This is a genomic window from Actinospongiicola halichondriae (assembly GCF_049103745.1).
In the GTDB taxonomy this organism is placed as follows: Bacteria; Actinomycetota; Acidimicrobiia; order Acidimicrobiales; family Salinilacustritrichaceae; genus Salinilacustrithrix; species Salinilacustrithrix halichondriae.
Genome location: NZ_CP171622.1, coordinates 1,899,715 through 1,918,777 on the forward strand (window position 1 = coordinate 1,899,715; position 19,063 = coordinate 1,918,777).

17 protein-coding genes are annotated in these 19,063 nt (G+C 69.3%); 2 read left to right on the forward strand and 15 right to left on the reverse strand.

The window, feature by feature from the left end; all coding sequences use genetic code 11:
- Window positions 1–7: 7 nt before the first annotated feature.
- The 13 genes from AB8619_RS09355 to AB8619_RS09415 are packed head-to-tail and all read right to left on the reverse strand — an operon-like array spanning window position 8 to window position 13,724.
- Window positions 8–1,102 (reverse strand): M24 family metallopeptidase, encoded by a 1,095-nt coding sequence (locus AB8619_RS09355; protein ID WP_436796195.1) that lies wholly within the window; start codon window positions 1,100–1,102, stop codon window positions 8–10.
- Entirely contained in the window at window positions 1,095–1,538 is a 444-nt protein-coding gene (locus AB8619_RS09360) for a type II 3-dehydroquinate dehydratase (RefSeq protein ID WP_436796196.1), read from the reverse strand. Before AB8619_RS09360 ends, AB8619_RS09355 begins: the two co-directional genes overlap by 8 nt.
- Window positions 1,535–2,539 (reverse strand): 3-dehydroquinate synthase family protein, encoded by a 1,005-nt coding sequence (locus tag AB8619_RS09365; RefSeq protein ID WP_436796197.1) that lies wholly within the window; start codon window positions 2,537–2,539, stop codon window positions 1,535–1,537. Before AB8619_RS09365 ends, AB8619_RS09360 begins: the two co-directional genes overlap by 4 nt.
- Window positions 2,536–3,063 (reverse strand): shikimate kinase, encoded by a 528-nt coding sequence (locus AB8619_RS09370; RefSeq protein WP_436796198.1) that lies wholly within the window; start codon window positions 3,061–3,063, stop codon window positions 2,536–2,538. Before AB8619_RS09370 ends, AB8619_RS09365 begins: the two co-directional genes overlap by 4 nt.
- Window positions 3,064–3,077: 14 nt before the next feature.
- A complete protein-coding gene (gene aroC / locus AB8619_RS09375; RefSeq protein WP_436796199.1) occupies window positions 3,078–4,235 on the reverse strand; it encodes a chorismate synthase in 1,158 nt (385 codons plus the stop codon).
- Between the two features lie 43 nt (window positions 4,236–4,278).
- Complete coding sequence (locus AB8619_RS09380; protein ID WP_436796200.1) at window positions 4,279–5,067, reverse strand: prepilin peptidase; 789 nt, start codon at window positions 5,065–5,067, stop codon at window positions 4,279–4,281.
- Window positions 5,068–5,093: 26 nt separating this feature from the next.
- Complete coding sequence (locus AB8619_RS09385; RefSeq protein WP_436796201.1) at window positions 5,094–6,296, reverse strand: DUF4388 domain-containing protein; 1,203 nt, start codon at window positions 6,294–6,296, stop codon at window positions 5,094–5,096.
- Complete coding sequence (gene aroE / locus AB8619_RS09390; RefSeq protein ID WP_436796202.1) at window positions 6,293–7,120, reverse strand: shikimate dehydrogenase; 828 nt, start codon at window positions 7,118–7,120, stop codon at window positions 6,293–6,295. Before aroE ends, AB8619_RS09385 begins: the two co-directional genes overlap by 4 nt.
- Window positions 7,121–7,133: 13 nt before the next feature.
- Window positions 7,134–8,387 (reverse strand): endolytic transglycosylase MltG, encoded by a 1,254-nt coding sequence (gene mltG / locus AB8619_RS09395; RefSeq protein ID WP_436796203.1) that lies wholly within the window; start codon window positions 8,385–8,387, stop codon window positions 7,134–7,136.
- Complete coding sequence (ruvX, locus tag AB8619_RS09400) at window positions 8,384–8,836, reverse strand: Holliday junction resolvase RuvX (RefSeq protein WP_436796204.1); 453 nt, start codon at window positions 8,834–8,836, stop codon at window positions 8,384–8,386. Before ruvX ends, mltG begins: the two co-directional genes overlap by 4 nt.
- A gap of 1 nt (window position 8,837) precedes the next feature.
- A complete protein-coding gene (gene alaS, locus AB8619_RS09405; protein WP_436796205.1) occupies window positions 8,838–11,450 on the reverse strand; it encodes an alanine--tRNA ligase in 2,613 nt (870 codons plus the stop codon).
- The gene (locus tag AB8619_RS09410) at window positions 11,440–12,750 is read right to left on the reverse strand and encodes a replication-associated recombination protein A (protein ID WP_436796206.1); all 1,311 of its coding nucleotides are present in this window, start codon (window positions 12,748–12,750) and stop codon (window positions 11,440–11,442) included. Before AB8619_RS09410 ends, alaS begins: the two co-directional genes overlap by 11 nt.
- Window positions 12,747–13,724, reverse strand: a complete 978-nt coding sequence (locus AB8619_RS09415; RefSeq protein WP_436796207.1) for a hypothetical protein — start codon at window positions 13,722–13,724, stop codon at window positions 12,747–12,749. Before AB8619_RS09415 ends, AB8619_RS09410 begins: the two co-directional genes overlap by 4 nt.
- Before the next feature lie 89 nt (window positions 13,725–13,813).
- Here AB8619_RS09415 and AB8619_RS09420 point away from each other — a divergent pair, with 89 nt between their 5' ends.
- Window positions 13,814–14,584, forward strand: a complete 771-nt coding sequence (locus tag AB8619_RS09420) for a hypothetical protein (RefSeq protein ID WP_436796208.1) — start codon at window positions 13,814–13,816, stop codon at window positions 14,582–14,584.
- On the opposite strand, the gene aspS is transcribed toward AB8619_RS09420, so the two are convergent.
- A complete protein-coding gene (aspS, locus tag AB8619_RS09425) occupies window positions 14,585–16,372 on the reverse strand; it encodes an aspartate--tRNA ligase (protein WP_436796209.1) in 1,788 nt (595 codons plus the stop codon).
- Window positions 16,369–17,658, reverse strand: coding sequence for a histidine--tRNA ligase (gene hisS, locus AB8619_RS09430; RefSeq protein WP_436796210.1), 1,290 nt, complete (start codon window positions 17,656–17,658; stop codon window positions 16,369–16,371). Before hisS ends, aspS begins: the two co-directional genes overlap by 4 nt.
- Window positions 17,659–17,727: 69 nt before the next feature.
- Here hisS and AB8619_RS09435 point away from each other — a divergent pair, with 69 nt between their 5' ends.
- Complete coding sequence (locus AB8619_RS09435; protein WP_436796211.1) at window positions 17,728–19,056, forward strand: MFS transporter; 1,329 nt, start codon at window positions 17,728–17,730, stop codon at window positions 19,054–19,056.
- The last annotated feature ends 7 nt before the right edge of the window (window positions 19,057–19,063 follow it).

Genomic DNA, 19,063 nt, shown 5'->3' on the forward strand with positions numbered 1-19,063 from the left:
ACTCTGCTCAGGCGTACGGGGCGTTGGTGAGCATCCGACAGCCCGTCGCAGTGACCACGACCGAGTCCTCGATGCGCACCCCGCCGTGCTCCGGGAGGTAGACGCCGGGCTCGACGGTGACACAGTGCCCCGGCGCGAGCACCTCGACCGATGTCGACGCCAGCCGCGGCGATTCGTGGATGACGAGACCGATGCCGTGTCCCGTGCCGTGGGCGAAGGCGTCGCCCCAGCCGGCGTCCACGACGACTTCGCGACACGTCTCGTCGATGGTGCGACAACGGATGCCCGCAGCGACCTTCTCGACACCGGCGGCCTGCGAAGCCCGCACGACCTCGTACATCCGCTCCTGGGTGGGGCTCAGGTCCCCGACCGGAAGCGTCCGAGTCATGTCGGAGTGGTAACCGTCGACCGTGGCGCCGAAGTCGACGACCACGAACTCCCCCGCCCCCGACGAGCCGATGACCCGGTCGGTCGGACGTGCATGCGGTTTGGCGCCGTTCGGGCCGCTGGCGATGATCGTGTCGAACGACGGCCCATCGGAGCCGTGATCGGTCATCGCGTCCTCCAACTCCCGCCGGAACGCACGCTCGGTGAGCCCGTCGTGGACGCGGGATGCGACGTCGGCCAGGGCCGCGTCGGCGATGGCGCTGGCGGCGAGGAGTCGGTCGACCTCCCCCTCGTCCTTCACGGCCCGCTGGGTGAGCACGACGGCCTGTGTCGGGACGAGGTGCGCCCACGAGAAGGTGTCGGTCGCCCAGCGCCGCTGCGTGGCCCAGGAGACGTCGTCGGCTTCGAGGCCGATCCGCGTGATCCCCCGCGCCGCGGCAGCGAGCTCACGCTCGGGGTCGTTGGCGATGGCGATCGACGCGACGACCCCGGCGGCCTCGAGTTGCTCGGCTGACTGGGTCCGGTAGCGCCCGTCGGTCACGAGGGTCACGTCGTCCGTGGTCACCAGGAGCACGGCGTTGGAGCCGGTGAACCCCGTGAGATAGCGGATGTTGACCAGGTCGGTGACGACCAGGGCGTCGCACGCCTCGTCGGCGAACCGCTCGCGCAGCCGGCCGATGCGCTGTGCCGTCTCCAACGGCGCCAGCTCATCCACGGTTGATCAGCTCACTCGCCCGTTCGATCGCCACGCGGTAACCGTCGCCCCCGAGGCCGGCGACGACTGCGTCGGCGACCGGTTCGATCACCGACAGGTGCCGCCACGGTTCACGGGTCTTCGGGTCGGACAGGTGGAGTTCGATCACCGGCCCGTCGAACGCTGCGAGGGCATCGTGGATGGCCCAGGCGTAGTGCGTGAACGCCCCGGCGTTGATGACGATCGCTGCGCATCGCTTCCGAGCGTGGTGGATCGCCTCGATCAGGACGCCCTCGTGGTTCGACTGCAGGTGCTCGACGTGCAGGTGATGGGCGACGGCGGCCGACGTGGCGGTCGCCACGTGGTCGTCGAGCGTCGCGCTCCCGTAGATCTCCGGCTGACGCTCGCCGAGGAGGTCGAGGTTGGGGCCGCTGAGCAGCAGGACGGTACCGGTCATCGCACGTCGGCCAGTGCGGCTCGAGCGACGTCGACGTCGACGTCGTTGACGACCTCGACCCCATCGGGGCCGTCGAGTGCGAACGTCAGCCCGTCGACCGCCTTCTTGTCGCGCCCCATGAGCGAGAGGAGTTCGTCGTCGCCGAGACCCTCGGGGAGGTGGATCGGCAGGTCGTAGTGGCCCAGGACCTCGCGATGTTCTCGGACCCGTTCGTCGTCGATGCGTCCGAGCCGAGCAGCGAGGTGTGCCGCGTAGTGCAGCCCGACCGCGACCGCCTCACCGTGTCGGAGGTCGTACGTGCCAGCAGTCTCGATCGCGTGGGCGAGCGTGTGCCCGTAGTTCAGGATCGCCCGCCGGCCGCCCTCACGCTCGTCAGAGGCCACGACCTCGGCCTTGATCTCGATGCAGCGGGCCACCTGCTCGTCGAACTCGAGGGTCTCGAGGTCGTCGCCGCCCGGCAGGAAGCGGTACTTGGCGAGTTCGCCCATGCCGGACCGCCGCTCGCGCGGCGGCAGGGTGTCGAGCGTCGCCAGATCGCAGAGCACGCCCTGGGGCTGCCAGAAGGCACCGACGAGGTTCTTGCCCTCGGGCAGATTCACGCCGGTCTTCCCACCGATGGCTGCGTCGATCATGCCGAGCAACGTCGTGGGGACGTGGATGACACCGACGCCCCGGTGGTAGGTGGCAGCGGCGAACCCGGCCACGTCGGTGACGACGCCGCCGCCGATGGCGATCACGACGTCGGAGCGGGTGAGGCCCCAACCCGCCCAGTTCCGGCACAGCATCTCGATGGTCGAGAGCGACTTCGCCCCCTCGCCGTCGGCGATGGTGAAGACACGGTGGTCGACGCCGGGATCGACGTTCACCCCGATGCCCCGCTGGGTCACCACCGCAGCTCGCTTCGCGCCCGACGGCACCAACGCCGCGACCTCGTCGAGGATGTCTCGTCCCACGACGGCGTCGTACGTCCGTCCGGGCACCGGCACCTCGACGCGGATCATCGGGCATCCTCGGGTCCGGTGATCGCCCGGGCCACCTCGGCGGGCGAACGGTCGTCGACGTCGAGCACTCGATCGGCGACCGACTCGTAGAGCGATCGACGGTCGGCTTCCATACGCACCAGCATGCCTGCCGGATCGTCGTCCAGCAGTGGACGGTGACCGTCGCCGGCGGACCGGACGCGTTCCACCAGCGTCGCCGGGCGGGCCCGCAACCAGACGACCTCGACGTGGTCGGCAGAGAGCAGCAGCCGGTTCTCCTCAGCGAGCACGACGCCGCCGGCGGCAGCGATCACGCTCGGCGTGGTGTCGGCGAGCGCCTCGGTCAGCGCTGCCGTCTCGAGCAGACGGAAGGCGGCTTCTCCATCCGTGCGCCAGATCTCGCGGACCGTGCGGCCGGCCATGGCCTCGACCTGGTCGTCGGAGTCGACCAGGCGACGCCCGAGCGATGCGGCGACGAGTCGCCCCACGGTCGACTTCCCCGTGGCCATGAGGCCGACGAGGACGAGGTGGCGGGGGCGACCCACGACCGTCGAGCGCTTCAGAGCGACGCGACGAAGGCGTCGTGGTTGCGGACGAACTCGTCGAGCGAGTCGCCGCCGAACTTCCGCATCGCTTCCGTTGCGAGGACGAGGGCCGTCATCGTCTCGGCCACGACGCCCATCGCCGGCACGGCGGTGACGTCGGTCCGCTCCTTGAAGGAGACCGTCTCCTGCTTCGTCACCGTGTCGACGGTCTTGAGCACCGGCTTGTTGAGCGAAGCCAGAGGCTTCATCGCCACTCGGGCGACGACGAGTTCACCGGAGGTGATGCCGCCCTCGACGCCACCGGCGAGGGTCGACTCGCGGACGTAGCCGTCCTCGTCCGACCAGGTGATCGGATCGTGCGCCGCGCTCCCCCGTCGCCCGGCGACCTCGAAGCCGTCGCCGACCTCGACGCCCTTGACGGCCTGGATGCTCATGAGGGCCTGCGCCAGGAGTCCGTCGATCTTGCGGTCCCAGTGCACGTGGCTGCCGAGGCCGACGGGCACGCCGTAGGCCAGCACCTCGGCGACGCCACCGAGCGAGTCGCCGTCCTTGGCCGCGTCCTTGATCGCCGTGATCATGGCGTCGGTCGCCGCAGGGTCGAAGCAGCGGACCTCGTTCTCGTCCACGGCGGCGAGATCGCTCGGGCCGGGGCGAGCGGTCGAGTCGGTGCGGGCGTCGCCGATCTGCACGATGTGGCTCACGACGTCGACGCCGATGTGCGAGAGCAGTGCCTTGGCGACCGTACCGGCGGCGACTCGCGCCGCGGTCTCTCGCGCCGAAGCCCGTTCGAGCACGTCACGAGCGTCGTCGAATCCGTACTTCTGCATCCCCGCCAGGTCGGCATGACCGGGACGCGGCTGGGTCTCGGGGTTCTGTGTCTTCCCCGGCGCGGGCGACATCTCCTCGTGCCACTTGTCGCTGCGCTTCCACTCGCTGTTCGCGATCTCGATGGCCACCGGCGAGCCGAGCGTCCGCCCGTGGCGCACCCCGCCGATCAGCGTGAGTTCGTCCTGTTCGAAACGCATGCGTGGCCCACGGCCATAGCCGAGACGCCGACGGGCGAGCTCGCCCTGGATCTCTTCGACGGTGATCGGGAGCCCCGCAGGTAGACCCTCGACGATGACGACGAGACCCTGTCCATGCGATTCACCGGCGGTGAGGTAGCGCAACATCGGGGCGAGCGTAGAGCCGCGACCGAACGGGGCGCGAACGCGATCAGCTCAACTCGGGCGCCCAGAGGACCACGACGAGGCAACCGATCGCCAGCGACGGCCCGTACGGGAAGACCGCTTTCGCCGAGCGACGGGCCAGTGCATAGGTGAGACCGAACACCGCTCCGAGCAGCGATCCGATGCCGAAGGCCAGGATGATGCCCCGGAGCACGTACAGGTACTGCTCGACGAGCGACCCGCCGTCCCACGACGCCCAGCCCACGTGGAAGCCCATCAGCCATGCCAGCTTCACGTCACCCCAACCCATTCCCCGGGGATAGGCGATGTGGGCCAGGAACAGCATCGTCGCGTAGGTCAGGCCCCCGACGACGGCCGCCACGGCCAGTTCCCATTCGCCGCGGACCAGCGAGGTCGCGACGAGCAGCGCCAGACCGATCGCCATCGACGGGAAGTTGACCCGATCGGGGATCCGGTAGACGCGGAGGTCCACGGCCGACAGGGTCACCAGCGCTGCCACGAGGAACAGCACGGGGATGATCGGCCAACCGGTACCGACACGGTGGACGGCCAGGGCGAACAGCCCTGCGGTGACGACCTCCGTCGCCGGGAACCACCAACGCCACCACGTGCGCGGCCGGACCAGCGCGAGGAACGGAACCGGGTCCGGTAGCTCCGGGACGGCTTCGAGTTCGTCGAGGAGCGCCGGATCGGCGTCGTCGGGCAGATCGCCCGGATCGGTGATGACGTAGCCCGGCTCGCGCACCACCAGCCGGTTCAGGTACGAGCCGACCGGGAGGCCGACCAGACCGGCCAGGATCGGAGCGACGTCCACGGCGGGTCACCCTAGGAGGGCGACCCTCAGTTCTTGGTGGACGACAGGAACTTCAGGAGGAGGTTCCGGTTGATCTCCTCGTCGCCATCAGGCGCTGCGGCGGGACGAGGGGCGTCTTCGGCCCGCTCGGCTGCCTCTTCGGCGGTGGCTTCGATCGCCGCAGCGGCCTTCGGGCTGAGATTGGTCAGCTGGGCCAGGAAGTCGTCCGCAGACTCGACCTCGTCGCCGTTCGTCGCCGCCTGCTCGTTGTCGAACTCCTCGGCGATCTCGCGTGCCCGATCGATCTCCTCGGGCTCGGCCTCGTCGTCCTGCCCGGCGATCTCGTCGTCGAACACCGTCTCCGTGACGGATTCGACATCCGATTCGATGTCGGGTTCGGACGAACGAGCGACGAACCCCGCCAGGTTCGAACTCAGCGACGCGACCTCGTCCTGGGACAGGTCGTGGTCGACGAGCTTCGGTTCGTCGTAGCCGTTGTAGCTGCTGTAGCCGTCGTCACGGTCGTCATCGGCGGAACCACCGGAGGCGGCATCCGCCGTCGCACCAGGAGCCGCCACCTCGTCGGCCGGCAACTCGTCGGTCAGCTCGATGAGCGAGTCCTCGACGAGGTCACGCACACGACGACAGGTGTCGAGTTCTCCGAGCTCGAGACGCTGGCCGAGGCCGGCCACGGACGTACCGGCACCGACAGCAACGAGCGAGCGCCACTGGTCAGCGCTGACGGTCACCGAGTCGCTCTGGATCTCTCGTGCCAGTCGAACGCCCAGCAGCATCGACGGAACGACCGTCTCGATCTCGCGCCACTCCTGCAGGAGCGTCTCGGCACGTTCGAGGGCGGCGTCGACGTCGACCGGGTCGGCGGCCTCCTCAGGCCTCGTGTCGGTCTCGAAGACGAAGTCGCCGGACGTGAACCGCAGCAGGTCGAAGAGAGTGGCGTCGATGTCGCCGGTCGATTCGTGATCGGAGCGAGCGCCGATGATCGAGCCCGCGCCCATCCACACCTTTCCCGATCCCCGGTCGCCGTCGAGGGCCAACAGGCCCGTCTTGCCGGTGTTCGACAGCAGTCGGAGAACCTCCGGCACGCTGAATGTCTCCAGTGTCCCTTGTAGGGCCACGGTCGCACCTCCCGGGGCGGTTTGGTTGGCTTCTCCTCCACTATCGGCACCCACTCCGGACTTCTGAAACGAAATCTCGGAAGAGACAGAAGACCAGGCGGACCAGGAGATCACGACAGCGATCGGCGGGCTGCAGCGGTCATCACGTCGATCGGTGCGTCCACGCCGGTCCATCGCCGAAAGGCCCGCCCGGCCTGGTGGACGAGCATCCCGAGGCCACCCACGGTCCGGCGCTCGGCGGTCGCAGCCGCCCCCAGGAGTGGCGTGATCTCCGGGTGGTAGACGAGGTCGGCGATCACACAGCCAGCAGGCGTCGCAGCAGGATCGAAGGGCATCGCGTCGTCGTCGCCCATGCCGACCGGCGTCGCGTTCACCACCAGATCGGCCGACGCGAGGGCGGTCCCGTCGTCGACGACGCCGAGCGCACCGGCCAACGATGCCGCGACCGCCGCTCGTTCGGGGCGTCGGTTGGCCACGGCGATCCGTTCTGCACCAGCGCCGGCCAACGACCGGACCACGGCGCGGGCGGCGCCGCCGGCGCCGAACACCACGCAGCGCATGCCCGAGGGGTCGATGCCCTGGTCGTGTCGGAGCGAGTCGACGAATCCACCACCATCGGTGTTGTCGCCGACGAGATGCTCACCGTCGCGGAACACACAGTTGACGGCCCCCAGCGCCGTGGCATCGTCGGTGAGACGCTCGAGCGCAGCAGCGACGGCGGTCTTGTGCGGCATCGTGACCGACAGACCCTCGATGCCCAGTGCGTGCATGCCCGCGAGCGCCGCCGGCACCGTGCCCGGTGCCACGGGGAGGGCCAGATAGGTCCAGTCGATCCCGACCGCGGCGAACGCCGCGTTGTGGATCACCGGTGAGCGGGAATGTCGCACCGGCCAGCCGATCACCCCGGCGAGACGGGTGTCCCCCGTCGGGGACGGCACCTCGGTCATCGTGTCAACCGCAGCCGAGGTCGAGGCGGATGCACTCCTGCTTCGCCGCGAGGAACTCGGAGTTCGTCTCCGCGAAGGTGTGATGCCCCTGGGCATCGGCGAGCACGTAGTAGAGCCAGTCGCCCGGCTCCGGGTTCAGTGCGGCCTCGAGCGAGGCCCGACCGGCGGCCGCGATCGGCGTCGGCGGGAGACCCTGGACGCGGCGGGTGTTGTACGGCGAGTCCGAGCTGAAGTCGATGTCGTCGCGGCTGCGGCCGGCGAGTTCGGCCTCGTAACGGTTTGTGGCGTCGATCCCCAGCGGGATGCCCTGCGCCAGCCGGTTGTGGATCACCCGCGAGATCTTGGTCCGGTCCTCCGGGACACGGGCCTCCTCCTCGATCAGCGAGCCGATGATGACCGCTTCGTAGGGGGTGATCCCGAGCGCCGCGGCCTTGGTCTCGACCTCGAGGGCGAGCAGGGTCTCGTCGAGTTGCGTGACCATCCGTCGGATGAAGCTGCGCTCGTCGGTCTCCTCCTCGACGTCGTAGGTCTCCGGGAAGAGCATCCCTTCCATCGACGGCTGGTCGGCCGTCTGGAACTGCGACCGGATCTCGCCCGAGTCGAGTGCTGCGGCCAGCGCGTCGGCGTTCCAACGCGCCAACCCCTTCTCGGGATCGGCGAGTCGGGGCACGATCTCGGCGACGGTGAGCCCTTCGGGCACGGTGACGAACACATTCTCGGGCGGGCGAGGGCCGGCGTCGAGCACGGCGACGGCCTCGTCGAACGACGAGTTCTCCTGGAACAGGTAGAGCCCGGCCTGGAACGGCCCCTTGTCGCCCAGGCGGGTCCAGTAGTTCCAGACCATGGACGAGGTGATGATGCCGTTGTCCTCGAGCGTCACCCCGATGTCCTCGGTGGTCGACCCGGCGACGACCTCGACCTCGACCTCGGCGCCGGGAGCGCCCGCAGGGTCGATCTGGCGCTGGACCCAGACGTAGAGACCACCAGCGGCGAGCACGAGGACCGCCAGCACGACGCCGACGCCCAACAGGAGCCGGCGGCGGCCGCTCATCGGTGTCCCGATCTCGGCCCACTCACCACCTTCGGCGTCGGTCTCCTCGAGCCACTCCTCGTAGCGTTGTTCGCCGTCGGGGCTGTCGGTCGGGGCGACCCAACCCTCCTGCCCGGACAGGGTCGCATCGGTGGCCCAGGGGGCGGTGCCTTCGTCGGCCCAGTCCTCCGACCAGTCTTCGTCGTCCATCCAGTCGTCGTCGCTCACGAGTTCTCCATGTCGGGGGATGCTGCCCGCACCTGTTCCTGTTGCGCGTCGAGCCAGCCCTGCAGGATGACCGATGCCGCGACCATGTCGACGACCTTCCGGCGGGCCGGGCCCTTCAGGTTCTGCTCGCGAAGGGACTGCTCGGCGGTGACGGTCGACAAGCGCTCGTCCCAGGTCTCGACCGGGACGTCGAGCGCGGACGCCAGGACCTCGATCTCGTCGAGCGCGCGCTGCGCGGCCGGCCCGACCGATCCGTCGAGCGACAGCGGGAGCCCGACGACGACCACGGTCGCCCCGGCCTCGTCGACCAGTTCACCGATCCGCCGGTGATCTCGCGCCTTGTCGCCGGAGCGCTGCACGACCTCGTAGGGCGTGGCGAGCGTCGACGCGCTCAGCGCGACGCCGATGCGTTTCGACCCGAGGTCGATGCCGAGGGCACGTGTCGACACGTCAGCCCTGGGTCGCGGCGCGGATGGCATCGAGCGCCGGGCCGACGCCGTCGGCGTTCTTCCCGCCGGCCATGACCAGGCGCGGGTCGTTGGGTCCGCCGCCCTGGATCAGCTTCTTCGCGTCGCCGAGGAGGTCGCCGGCGTGGACGCCGGACTCCTCGGTGGTCGCGGCGACGAGCGCGGCGCCGCCGCCTTCCGGAGCGCCACCGAGCACGACGACACCGAGGTCGGGGTGATCGCGCAGCGACACGGCCATCTCGCGGAGGTCGTTGCGGTCGACGCCGTCGACCCGAGCGACGAGCACGCCGTCGACGGCCTGACTCGCGAGGTCGGCGGCCCGGCTCCCGGACAACTCCTTCCGGAGTGCCTTCACCTCGTCCTGCGCCTCCTTCGCCTGGGCGCGGAGGCGCTGCACGCCGTCGGCCAGGTCGCTCAGCGGCACGCCGGCGGTCTCGGCGAGGGATGCGAGTTCGCGCTCACGCTCGCGCAGTCGCTCGACCGGGCCGGTGCCGGCGATCGCAGTGATGCGCCGGAGGTTCGAGCCGACCGACTCCTCGGCGATGATCTTGACCGGGCCGATGTCGCCCAGACGTCCGACGTGGGTGCCACCACAGAGTTCGATCGAGTGTTCGCCGGCCTCGAGGACCCGGACGATGTCGCCGTACTTGTCACCGAAGAACGCGACTGCACCCTTCTCGCGGGCCTCGTCCATGGTCGTCTCGTAGTGACGGGCCTCGGCGTTGGCCAGGATCTCGTGGTTCGCGAGGTCCTCGATGGCGACGATCTCGTCGTCGGTGAGCGCCTGGAAGTGACTGAAGTCGAATCGGAGACGATCGGGCAGGACCAGCGAACCCTGCTGCTTGACGTGGTCGCCCAGCACCTCGCGGAGTGCCCAGTGGAGGATGTGCGTCGCCGTGTGGTGACGCTTGATCGAGTCGCGGCGCTCCGTGTCGATGCTGGCCGTGACCTCGGTTCCGAGGTCGAAGGACCCCTCGGTGACCCGAGCGACGTGGCGGTGCAGGCCGGGAAGGGCGTAGACGGTGTCGACGACCTCGGCGCGAGCGCCGTCGGTGGTGAGCACGCCGGTGTCCCCGATCTGGCCACCGGACTCGGCGTAGAACGGGGTGTGCTGCAGGAAGATCGAGACGGTGCCGTCGTCCTCGCCCGAGGGCACGACGCCGACAACGGTGGTGGTCACCGAGTCGAGATCGCGACCGACGAACTCGGTGGGTCCCGAGGTGTTCAGGATGTCCCGGAAGGCATCGACCTCTTCACCCACCGCGACCGATCCGCCCTTCGCCGCGGCCTTCGCTCGGGCCCGCTGGTCGGCCATCGCCGCGTCGAACCCGTCGACGTCGAGATCCACACCGCGCTCGGAGAGGATCTCCTGGGTGACCTCGAGCGGGAAGCCATAGGTGTCGTGCAACTGGAAGGCGACGCCACCGTCGAGAACGGGACGGGTCTCCCCCTCCGGTTCGAGGTGTTCGAGGGCGTCATCGAGCATCGACGACCCGGTCTTGAGTGTCTGCCGGAAGCGTTCTTCCTCCCGGCTCACGATCGTGAGCACGCCGTCGGCGTTGGCCGCCAGGTCGGGATAGGCCTCGCCCATGAGGTCGACACAGGTCTCGATCATGGGCGGGAGGACCGGCTTCTCGACGCCGAGCAGGTACGAGAAGTAGACGGCTCGACGCAGCACACGACGCAGGACGTAGCCCCGCTCCTCGTTCGAGGGCATCACGCCGTCGGACACCAGGAACGCCACCGTGCGGGTGTGGTCGGCGATGAGGCGGAGCGCGACGTCGGCGAGGCGGTCGTTGCCGAACTGCTTGCCGGTGACCTCCTGCGCACGGTCGGTCAGGACGCTGAGGGTGTCGGCCGCATAGAGGCTCGGACTGTCGGCGAGGACGCCGAGGATCCGTTCGAGCCCGGCACCGGTGTCGATGCCGGGATCGGGGAGGTCGGTGAGCTCGCGGTCGGCGCCCCGGAAGTACTGGGGGAACACGAGGTTCCAGATCTCGACGTAGCGCTCCTCGGCTGCAGGGTTCGCCGGGCCGCCCTCGGGGCCGAGGTCCGGTCCGAAGTCCCAGAACAGTTCGGACGACGGACCACACGGGCCGATGTCGCCCATCTCCCAGAAGTTGTCCTTGTCGAGCCGCTGGATGCGGTCGCGGGGCACGCCCACGCCGTCGGCCCAGATCTCCTCGGCCTCGTCGTCGGAGATGTGCACCGTGACCCAGAGGCGATCGCCGTCGAGGCCGAGCTCTTCGGTCAGGAACTCCCACGACCACGGGATCGCCTCGGCCTTGAAGTAGTCACCGAAGCTGAAGTTGCCCAGCATCTCGAAGAAGCTCAGGTGGCGCATCGACCGACCGATGGCGTCGAGGTCGTTGTGCTTGCCGCCGGCGCGTACGCACTTCTGCACCGTGACTGCACGCTTGGGCGAGAACGGGACCTCTTCCTCGCCGAGGTAGTACGGGACGAACTGCATCATCCCGGAGTTGTTGAACATCGGCGCCGAGGGGTGATGCGGGATCAGCCCGGCCGAAGGGACCTCGGTGTGGGCGCGAGCGGTGAAGAACTCGGTCCAGATGCGTCGGAGTTCGTCAGCTCTCACGAGGAGCGATCCTACTGATGCGACCGCGGACTTCTGCCTCGAAACCGTGCTCGGACGGCTCGTAGTAGGTCCGGTCGGACACCTCGTCGGGCAGGTACTGCTGCTCGACCCATCCCCGAGGGTCGTCGTGCGGGTAGCGGTAGCCCTTTCCGTGACCCAGCGCCGCGGCGCCTTGGTAGTGGCCGTCGCGGAGGTGAGCGGGCACCTCGCCGGCCGGGCGGTCCCGCACGTCGGATTGGGCGGCCCACCAGCCGAGCGCGCTGCGGTTCGACTTCGGCGCCGTCGCGAGGTGGACCACTGCCTGCGCCAGGTTGAGACCGGCCTCGGGGAAGCCGACGAAGTCCACCGCGTGGGCGGCGGCGTTGGCCACGACCAGGCTCATGGGGTCGGCCATGCCCACGTCCTCGGACGCCAGGATCACCAGACGGCGGGCGATGAACCGTGCGTCCTCCCCCGCCTCGACCATCCGGGCGAGCCAGTACAGGCCGGCGTCCGCATCACCGCCGCGGATCGACTTGATGAAGGCCGAGATCACGTCGTAGTGGTCGTCGACGCCGTACCGCAGCGCGTTCGTGCCGAGTGCCGCCTCGGCGTCGTCGAGTCGCACCTCGTCACGGCCACCGCCCTTGGCGAGCGCGACCGCCACTTCGAGAGCGGTGAGTGCTTGCCGCCCATCGCCGTTGGCTCGTTCGGCCAGGTGGACGAGGGCCTCGTCGGTGGCGGTGGCGCCCTCGGCGCCGAGGCCCCGTCGCAGCAGGTCGTGGAGCGCGTCCGTGCTCAGCAGTTCGAGGCGGAACAGGGTCGATCGCGACCGCAGCGGGGCGTTGACCTCGAAGTAGGGGTTCTCGGTGGTCGCGCCCACGAGGACGACGAGGCCGTCCTCGACCGCTGGCAACAGCGCGTCCTGCTGGGCCTTGTTGAACCGGTGGATCTCGTCGAGGAAGAGGATCGTGCCTCTCCCCTGCTCGCCGAGCCGCTGCTTGGCGGTCGCGATGGTCTCGCGCACGTCCTTGACCGTCGCGGTCACGGCCGACAACTGCACGAACACCTTCTCGGTGTGGGCTGCGACCGCGCGCGCCAGCGTGGTCTTGCCGGTGCCAGGAGGACCCCAGAACAGCGCGCTCGACAGCCGATCGGTCTCCACGAGCGTCCGCAGCGGCTTCCCGGGGCCGAGCAGGTGCTCCTGGCCGACGATGTCGTCGAGCGAGGCGGGCCGAAGGCGTGCGGCGAGCGGTTGGCGCGACTCGAGTCGCTGGTTCGCCGCGGCAGCGAAGAGGTCGTCTCCGGGCGGAGGCGTCACGGCATGCTCGGCGTCGGCAGCACGGCGGGACCGTCGGGCAGGTGGTCGGCGGGCACCCAGGTGGTGAGGAAGGTGTCGGCCAAGGTGGTCGCGTAGCGGTACGGGTCGACCTTGGACGAACGGGCGCCCTCGATCCGTTCGCCGATCAGGCGGTCGGCCCGAGCCGCGATCTCTGCGTCGGTCAACCCGCGGGGCGCCAGCGCCTCGAGCGTCGGTCCGGCCGTCGTCACCGTGTCCGGCAGTGCCACGATCCCACGCCGACGTAGGACGTCGAGGCCGGCCTCGGCGTACGGGGCGTCCGACGACGGCACCACCACGGCGGCGCTGATCCGCTCGGCCGTCTCGCGGTCGATCGTTCCGACGGCGCCACCCAGCACGGCGGCGTCGACCGCGAGGTCGAGCGCTTCGTCCGTCCGGTGGAGTTCGAGTCCGAGTTGCGTCACGAACAGTTCGCCGTGGTCGGCGCGGGTCGCCTCGACCGCGTCGATGTCCAGGCCCGACCCCGATGCGATCGCTCCGCTGGCAGTCGACACGCCAGCGAGGTGTCCACCGCGCTCGACCACCAGACGTGCGACCTCGGCACCGAGATCGTCGAAGCCGTGGACCACGATGCGTCGACCTTCGAGCCCACGGAACCATGCCGCCATGGCGGCGACGATGCCCCGAGCCACCGAACTCCGCTCGTCGGCGAGCGCGAACCGGCCAGCCTCGGCCATGGGTGCGACCTCGTCACGCAGCCGATCGAACGTCTCGGCCTCGGTGTCGATGAGCCGAGGACGGATCGTGGCCGCGGCACCGGCGACCCGCTCCTCGAAGATCGCCGCGCGATACGTCGCCGCTCGAGCGAGCACCGCGCCGTGTTCGGCGGTCACACCCTCTCGCAGGTAGGTCCGGCCGACAGCGGCGCCGGCGACGTCGGGATCGAGGTCGAACACGATCTCGCCGTCGACCGAGGTCAGGTGGTGTACGAGCACCACACGACCCTAACGGCGTCCGATCGCGGTCCACGGGCGATCACGTGTGACCGGCCGTGCCCGAGAAGACGTGATGGACTGTCGGTGCCATGACCGATCCCTCCGACGCCCCCGATGACCCATCGCTGCCCAGCGATCGACTCGATCCCGACACCGCGGGCGAGATCATCCGACGTGCGACCGAGTTGGATCTGGCGCGCGCTCGCGACGAGTCCGGGGTACCGCGACATGCCCTCGAGGCGGCGGCCGACGAAGTCGGCATCTCACCGGCATCGGTGCGACGAGCGATGGCCGAACACGACGCCGGCACCCTCCGCCGGGAGGAGTCGCGTCACAGCCTGCTCGGACCCGCCCGGGCTCGCGCCGTCCGGACCGTGGATCTGCCGGTGGCCATCGCACAGAAGCACGTGAGCACGTGGTTGAAGGTCCAGTTGCTCGAGGTGCATCGACGTACCGGTGACGAACTCGAGTGGCGCCGTCGCGAGGACCTGGGCGCCAAGTTGCGCCGGAAGGTGAACCTGGCCAAGCGCATCCGCCTCGGCAACGTCGACGCCGTGATCGCGTCGGTGGTCGACGACGGCAACGGTCGGTCGATCGTCCGTCTCGAAGCAGACCTGGAGCACACGCGTGCCGGACTCAAGATCGGTGTGGTGGGTGTCCCCACTGCGATCGGTCCGGCCTTGGGCGGCGCGGCAGCGATCGTCCTCGGCGATCCCCTCCTCCTCGCCGCAGGCATTCCGTTCGGCATGGTGCTGGGAGCAGCCGGCATCGTCGTCGCCCGACGGACGCTGGGAACCGAGTTGGCCGAGGCCCAGCGGGTGATCGACCTCTACCTCGACGAACTCGATCGCGGGAAGTGACTACTCGGCGCGGGGCAGCACCCGGAGCCCGAGCTCGTCGAGGATGCGGGGCTCGAGGTCGTCGGGAGCATCGGTCAACGGGTCGGCGCCCTTCTGGGTCTTCGGGAACGCGATGACCTCGCGGATGTTCTCCTCGCCGGCCATGAGCGCGACCAGGCGGTCGGTACCGAAGGCGAAGCCGGCGTGGGGCGGCGGTCCGTACTCGAACGCGGTGAGGAGGAAGCCGAACTTCTCCATCGCCTCGTCCTTCTCGATGCCCAGTGCGTCGAACACGCGCTGCTGGATGTCGGGACGGTGGATCCGCACGCTGCCCGAACCCAGTTCCCAGCCGTTGCAGGTGAGGTCGTAGGCCACGCTGCGGACCTTGATCGGGTCCGACTCGATCAGCCCGGCCTCCAGGTCCTCGGCGTTGGGCATGGTGAACGGGTGGTGCATCGCCTGCGGGCGACCGTCGGGTCCGAGCTCGTCGTCGAACATCGGGAAGTCTGTGACCCACAGGAAGTGGAGCCCACCTTCGGTGACCGGCGGTCGGCCGAGCTCGTTGCGGAGCAGACCGAGGATGTGGCGCACGGTCGGGCGCTCGTCAGCCACCAGGAAGACCATGTCGCCGACCTCGGCGTCGAGAGCGTCGATCGTCGCCGTGGCCTCGGTTGCGCTGAGGAACTTGGCCACACCGGCGTCGAGGGCCGGGCCGTTCTCGCCGTCCACGACGCGCATCCACGCCAGACCCTTGGCGCCCCACAGCTTGGCCTGGTCGACGAGTCCGTCGATCTCCTTGCGGGTGAGCGACGTGCCCCCTTCGAGGCGGATGCCCTTCACGCAGGACGCCTTGAAGACGTTGGCCTCGGTCTCGGCGAAGACGTCGGTCAACTCGACCAACTCCATTCCGAAACGGATGTCGGGCTTGTCGGAGCCGTAGCGCTCCATCGCCTCTTCCCACGTCATGCGCGGGATGTCGGGGATGTCGTCGCCCATGACGTCCTTCACCGCTGCCGCGACCGAGTCGGTCACGAAGCTCAGGATCTCCTCCTGGCCGACGAAGCTGCACTCCATGTCGAGCTGGGTGAACTCGAACTGGCGGTCGGCACGCAGGTCCTCGTCGCGGAGACAACGGGCGATCTGGAAGTAGCGATCGACGCCACCGACCATGCACAGCTGCTTGTAGATCTGCGGTGACTGCGGCAGGGCGTAGAACTTGCCCGGGCTCTGACGCGACGGCACGACGAAGTCGCGAGCACCCTCGGGCGTCGATGCGATCAGCAGTGGCGTCTCGACCTCGACGAAGCCGTTGTCGACGAAGGCCCGTCGGATCGCGGCATTGGTCGCGCTGCGCACCTGCAGGTTGCGCTGCAGACGAGCGCGGCGCAGGTCGATGTAGCGGTGACGCAGACGGATGGTCTCGTCGACCTCGGTGCGGTCGTCGATCGGGAACGGCGAGGGCTTGGACTTCGACAGCACCTCGACGGTGGCGTCCTGGATCTCGATCTCGCCGGTGGGCAGCTTGGCGTTGATCGTCCCCTCGATGCGGGGCTTCACGGTGCCGGTGATGCGCAACACGTACTCGCCGCGCAGGTCGTGGGCGTTGGAGACGACGCACTGGACCAGACCGCTGCGGTCGCGCAGGTCGATGAACGCCAGGTGCTCACCGTGCTCGCGGCGGTTCTCGACCCACCCCGTCACCGAGACCTGCTGGCTGACGTGGTCGGCACGCAGTTCGCCACACCAGTGGGTACGGAGGCCGACGGCGGGTCCCCAGTTGCTCGGAGAAGGGTTCATCTGGCTGGTCATGTCGTTGCTTCCGTGTCGAGGAGAGTGCGAAGTGCGCCCACGAGATCGTCGCGGGCGATGGTCTGTTGGACGGCCCGGTCGTCCGAACCCCGGGCGCGCAGGTCGCGGAGCGTGACCGTGCCTGCGGCAGCCTCGTCAGCGCCGACGATGACGGCGGCGCGGGCGCCCGAGCGGTTGGCGCCCTTCATCTGTGCCTTCATCGAGCGGCCGTCGAATCCCCGGTCGGCCGAGAAGTCGGCGTCACGCAGCAGTTCGGTGATGGAGCGGGCCTGACGGCCGTCGGTGACGTCGACGACGTAGACGTCGAGATCGGATGGCGGCGTCGGGAACGCCCCCTCGGCGTCGAGGTGCAGCAGCACCCGTTCGATGCCGGAGCCGAAGCCGATGCCCGGGGTCTCCGGGCCTCCGAGCGCCTCGGCGAGGCCGTTGTAGCGGCCACCGCCGATGATCGTCGACTGCGCCGAGTCGAGCGCCTGGCTCTGGAACTCGAAGAGCGTGTGCGTGTAGTAGTCGAGCCCGCGGACGAGGCGTGGTTGGACGGTGTGGGCGATGCCGAGGGCGTCGAGCCCTTCGGTCACACGGGCGAACCGTTCGGCCGACTCGGCGGACAAGACGTCGGTGACCTTCGGCGCGTCCTTCGTGGCCTGCATGGTCTGGCGGCGCTTCGAGTCGAGCACCCGCAGTGGGTTGCGGTCGATCTTGTCCTGGTCTTCCTCGGCCAGGTCGCCCCGCACTCCGGCGAGGAACTCGCGCAGTGCAGCGTCGTAGGCCGAGCGGTCCTCGCTGCTGCCCATCGAGTTGACGTCGAGCGAGTACTCCCGTGCCCCGAGCGCCTTCAGGTAGCGGTCGGCGAGGGCGATGACCTCGACGTCGATGTCGGGATCGTCGACACCCAGCGCCTCGATGCCCACCTGGTGGTGCTGGCGGAACCGGCCCTTCTGGGGCTTCTCGTACCGGAATGCCGGCGTGACGTACCAGGCCTTCCAGGGGACGATCGGGCGATGCTCGACGAAGGCACGCACGACGCTCGCCGTGCCCTCGGGACGGAGCGCGATCCGTCGACCGCCCTTGTCCTCGAAGTCGTACATCTCCTTGGTGACGACGTCGGTGCCCTCGCCCATGCGCAGGAACACGCCGAGGTCCTCGAACATCGGCGTGTGCACCATGCCGTAGCCGTACTGACCAGCCACCCGAGCGAACGTGGCGAGCAGCGCCGTCCAGCGTGCCGACTCTGGAGCGAGCACGTCGTGGGTGCCGATCGGGGCGGTGAAAGCAGGAGAGGACAAGGTCGGCGAGGCTAGCGGCGTGTGTCACACGGGCAGGAGTTCGTATCCGCGAGTGCGAAACTCCACGGAGTGATCGAGGGGACCGAGGTGGGCACCGACGTGCCGAGGGAGAAGGGCGGCTGGGGTTCCCTGTCGTCCGAGCACAAGTTCCTGCTCGGGATCCTGGGCTTCACGGCGTTCTTCGACGGGTTCGATCGCGGGATCATCCAGGTCGCACTCCCCCAGATCCGTGAGACGTTCGACCTGTCCCAGAGCCAGATGTCGCTGTGGCTGATGGTGATCTACATCGGCGCGCTGCCGGCGGTGTTCGTCACTCGCCTCGCCGACAAGATCGGCCGCAAGCAACTGCTCTTGTTCTCGGTGATCGGCTACATGGTGGCCACCGCAGCCACCGCACTCGCACCGTCGATCCTGTGGTTCGTGGCCGCCCAGTTCGTGGCGCGCCTGTTCCTCAACGCCGAGCACGCCCTCGTCCTGACGCTCGCCGCGGAAGAACTCCCCGCTCGGGCACGAGGGTTCGGGTTCGGGTACCTGGCGATGCAGTTGGCTCTCGGCTTCGGTACCGGCTCGCTCATCTACGGCGGCGTGTTCGAACCCAACGGCATCGGTTGGCAGTGGATGTACGTCCTGTCGCTCCCGCCTTTGCTGATGATCGGCTGGCTGCGGCGGCGACTTCCCGAGTCACGACGCTTCGAGGAGGCTCGCGACTCGGGCCAGCTCGCCGCGAACTGGCGCGAGATCTTCAACGGCGAGACCAAGAAGTGGCTGATCCTGCTGTGCTCGACCGCCTTCCTGCTCGAGCTCGCCACCCACGCCGGCGTGTTCACCGTCGACTTCCTGCAGGAGGACCGTGGCCTGTCGTCGACGGCCTCGAACCTGATGCTGGTCCTGGCCGGCATCCCCGGGATCCCGGTGATGATCATCGCCGGCAACCTGTCCGACCGGTACGGACGTCGGATCGTGGGCTGCACCTTCGCCGTCGTGAGCGGATTCGGTGCCGTCGGCTTCTTCTGGCTGCCGGGGGGCATCCCGGTCCTCTATGTCTGCATGACGGTCATGCTCGCCGGCCAGTTGGGCGCCGGACCCGTGCTCGCCACCTATGCAGCCGAGCTCTTCCCCACCGCGCTCCGGGGCCAAGCCGGGTCGTGGGGCAAGATCGCCGCCGTGGCCGGCCAAGCGGCCTCGTTCGGCATCGGTGGCGTGCTCATCACCGTGCTCGGCGGGCTGCCCGGGGCCGCCACCGCGCTCATGGCCGGGCCGATCATCGCCGTCGTCATCTTCGCCACCATGTTCCCCGACACCCACGGGCGCGAGCTCGAGGAGACGAGCGGCTCGAGCCCCCTCGACCTCGGCACCGTCGTCGCCGGCGAGGTGCCGGCGCCCACCCCGACCGACTGACCCTGCC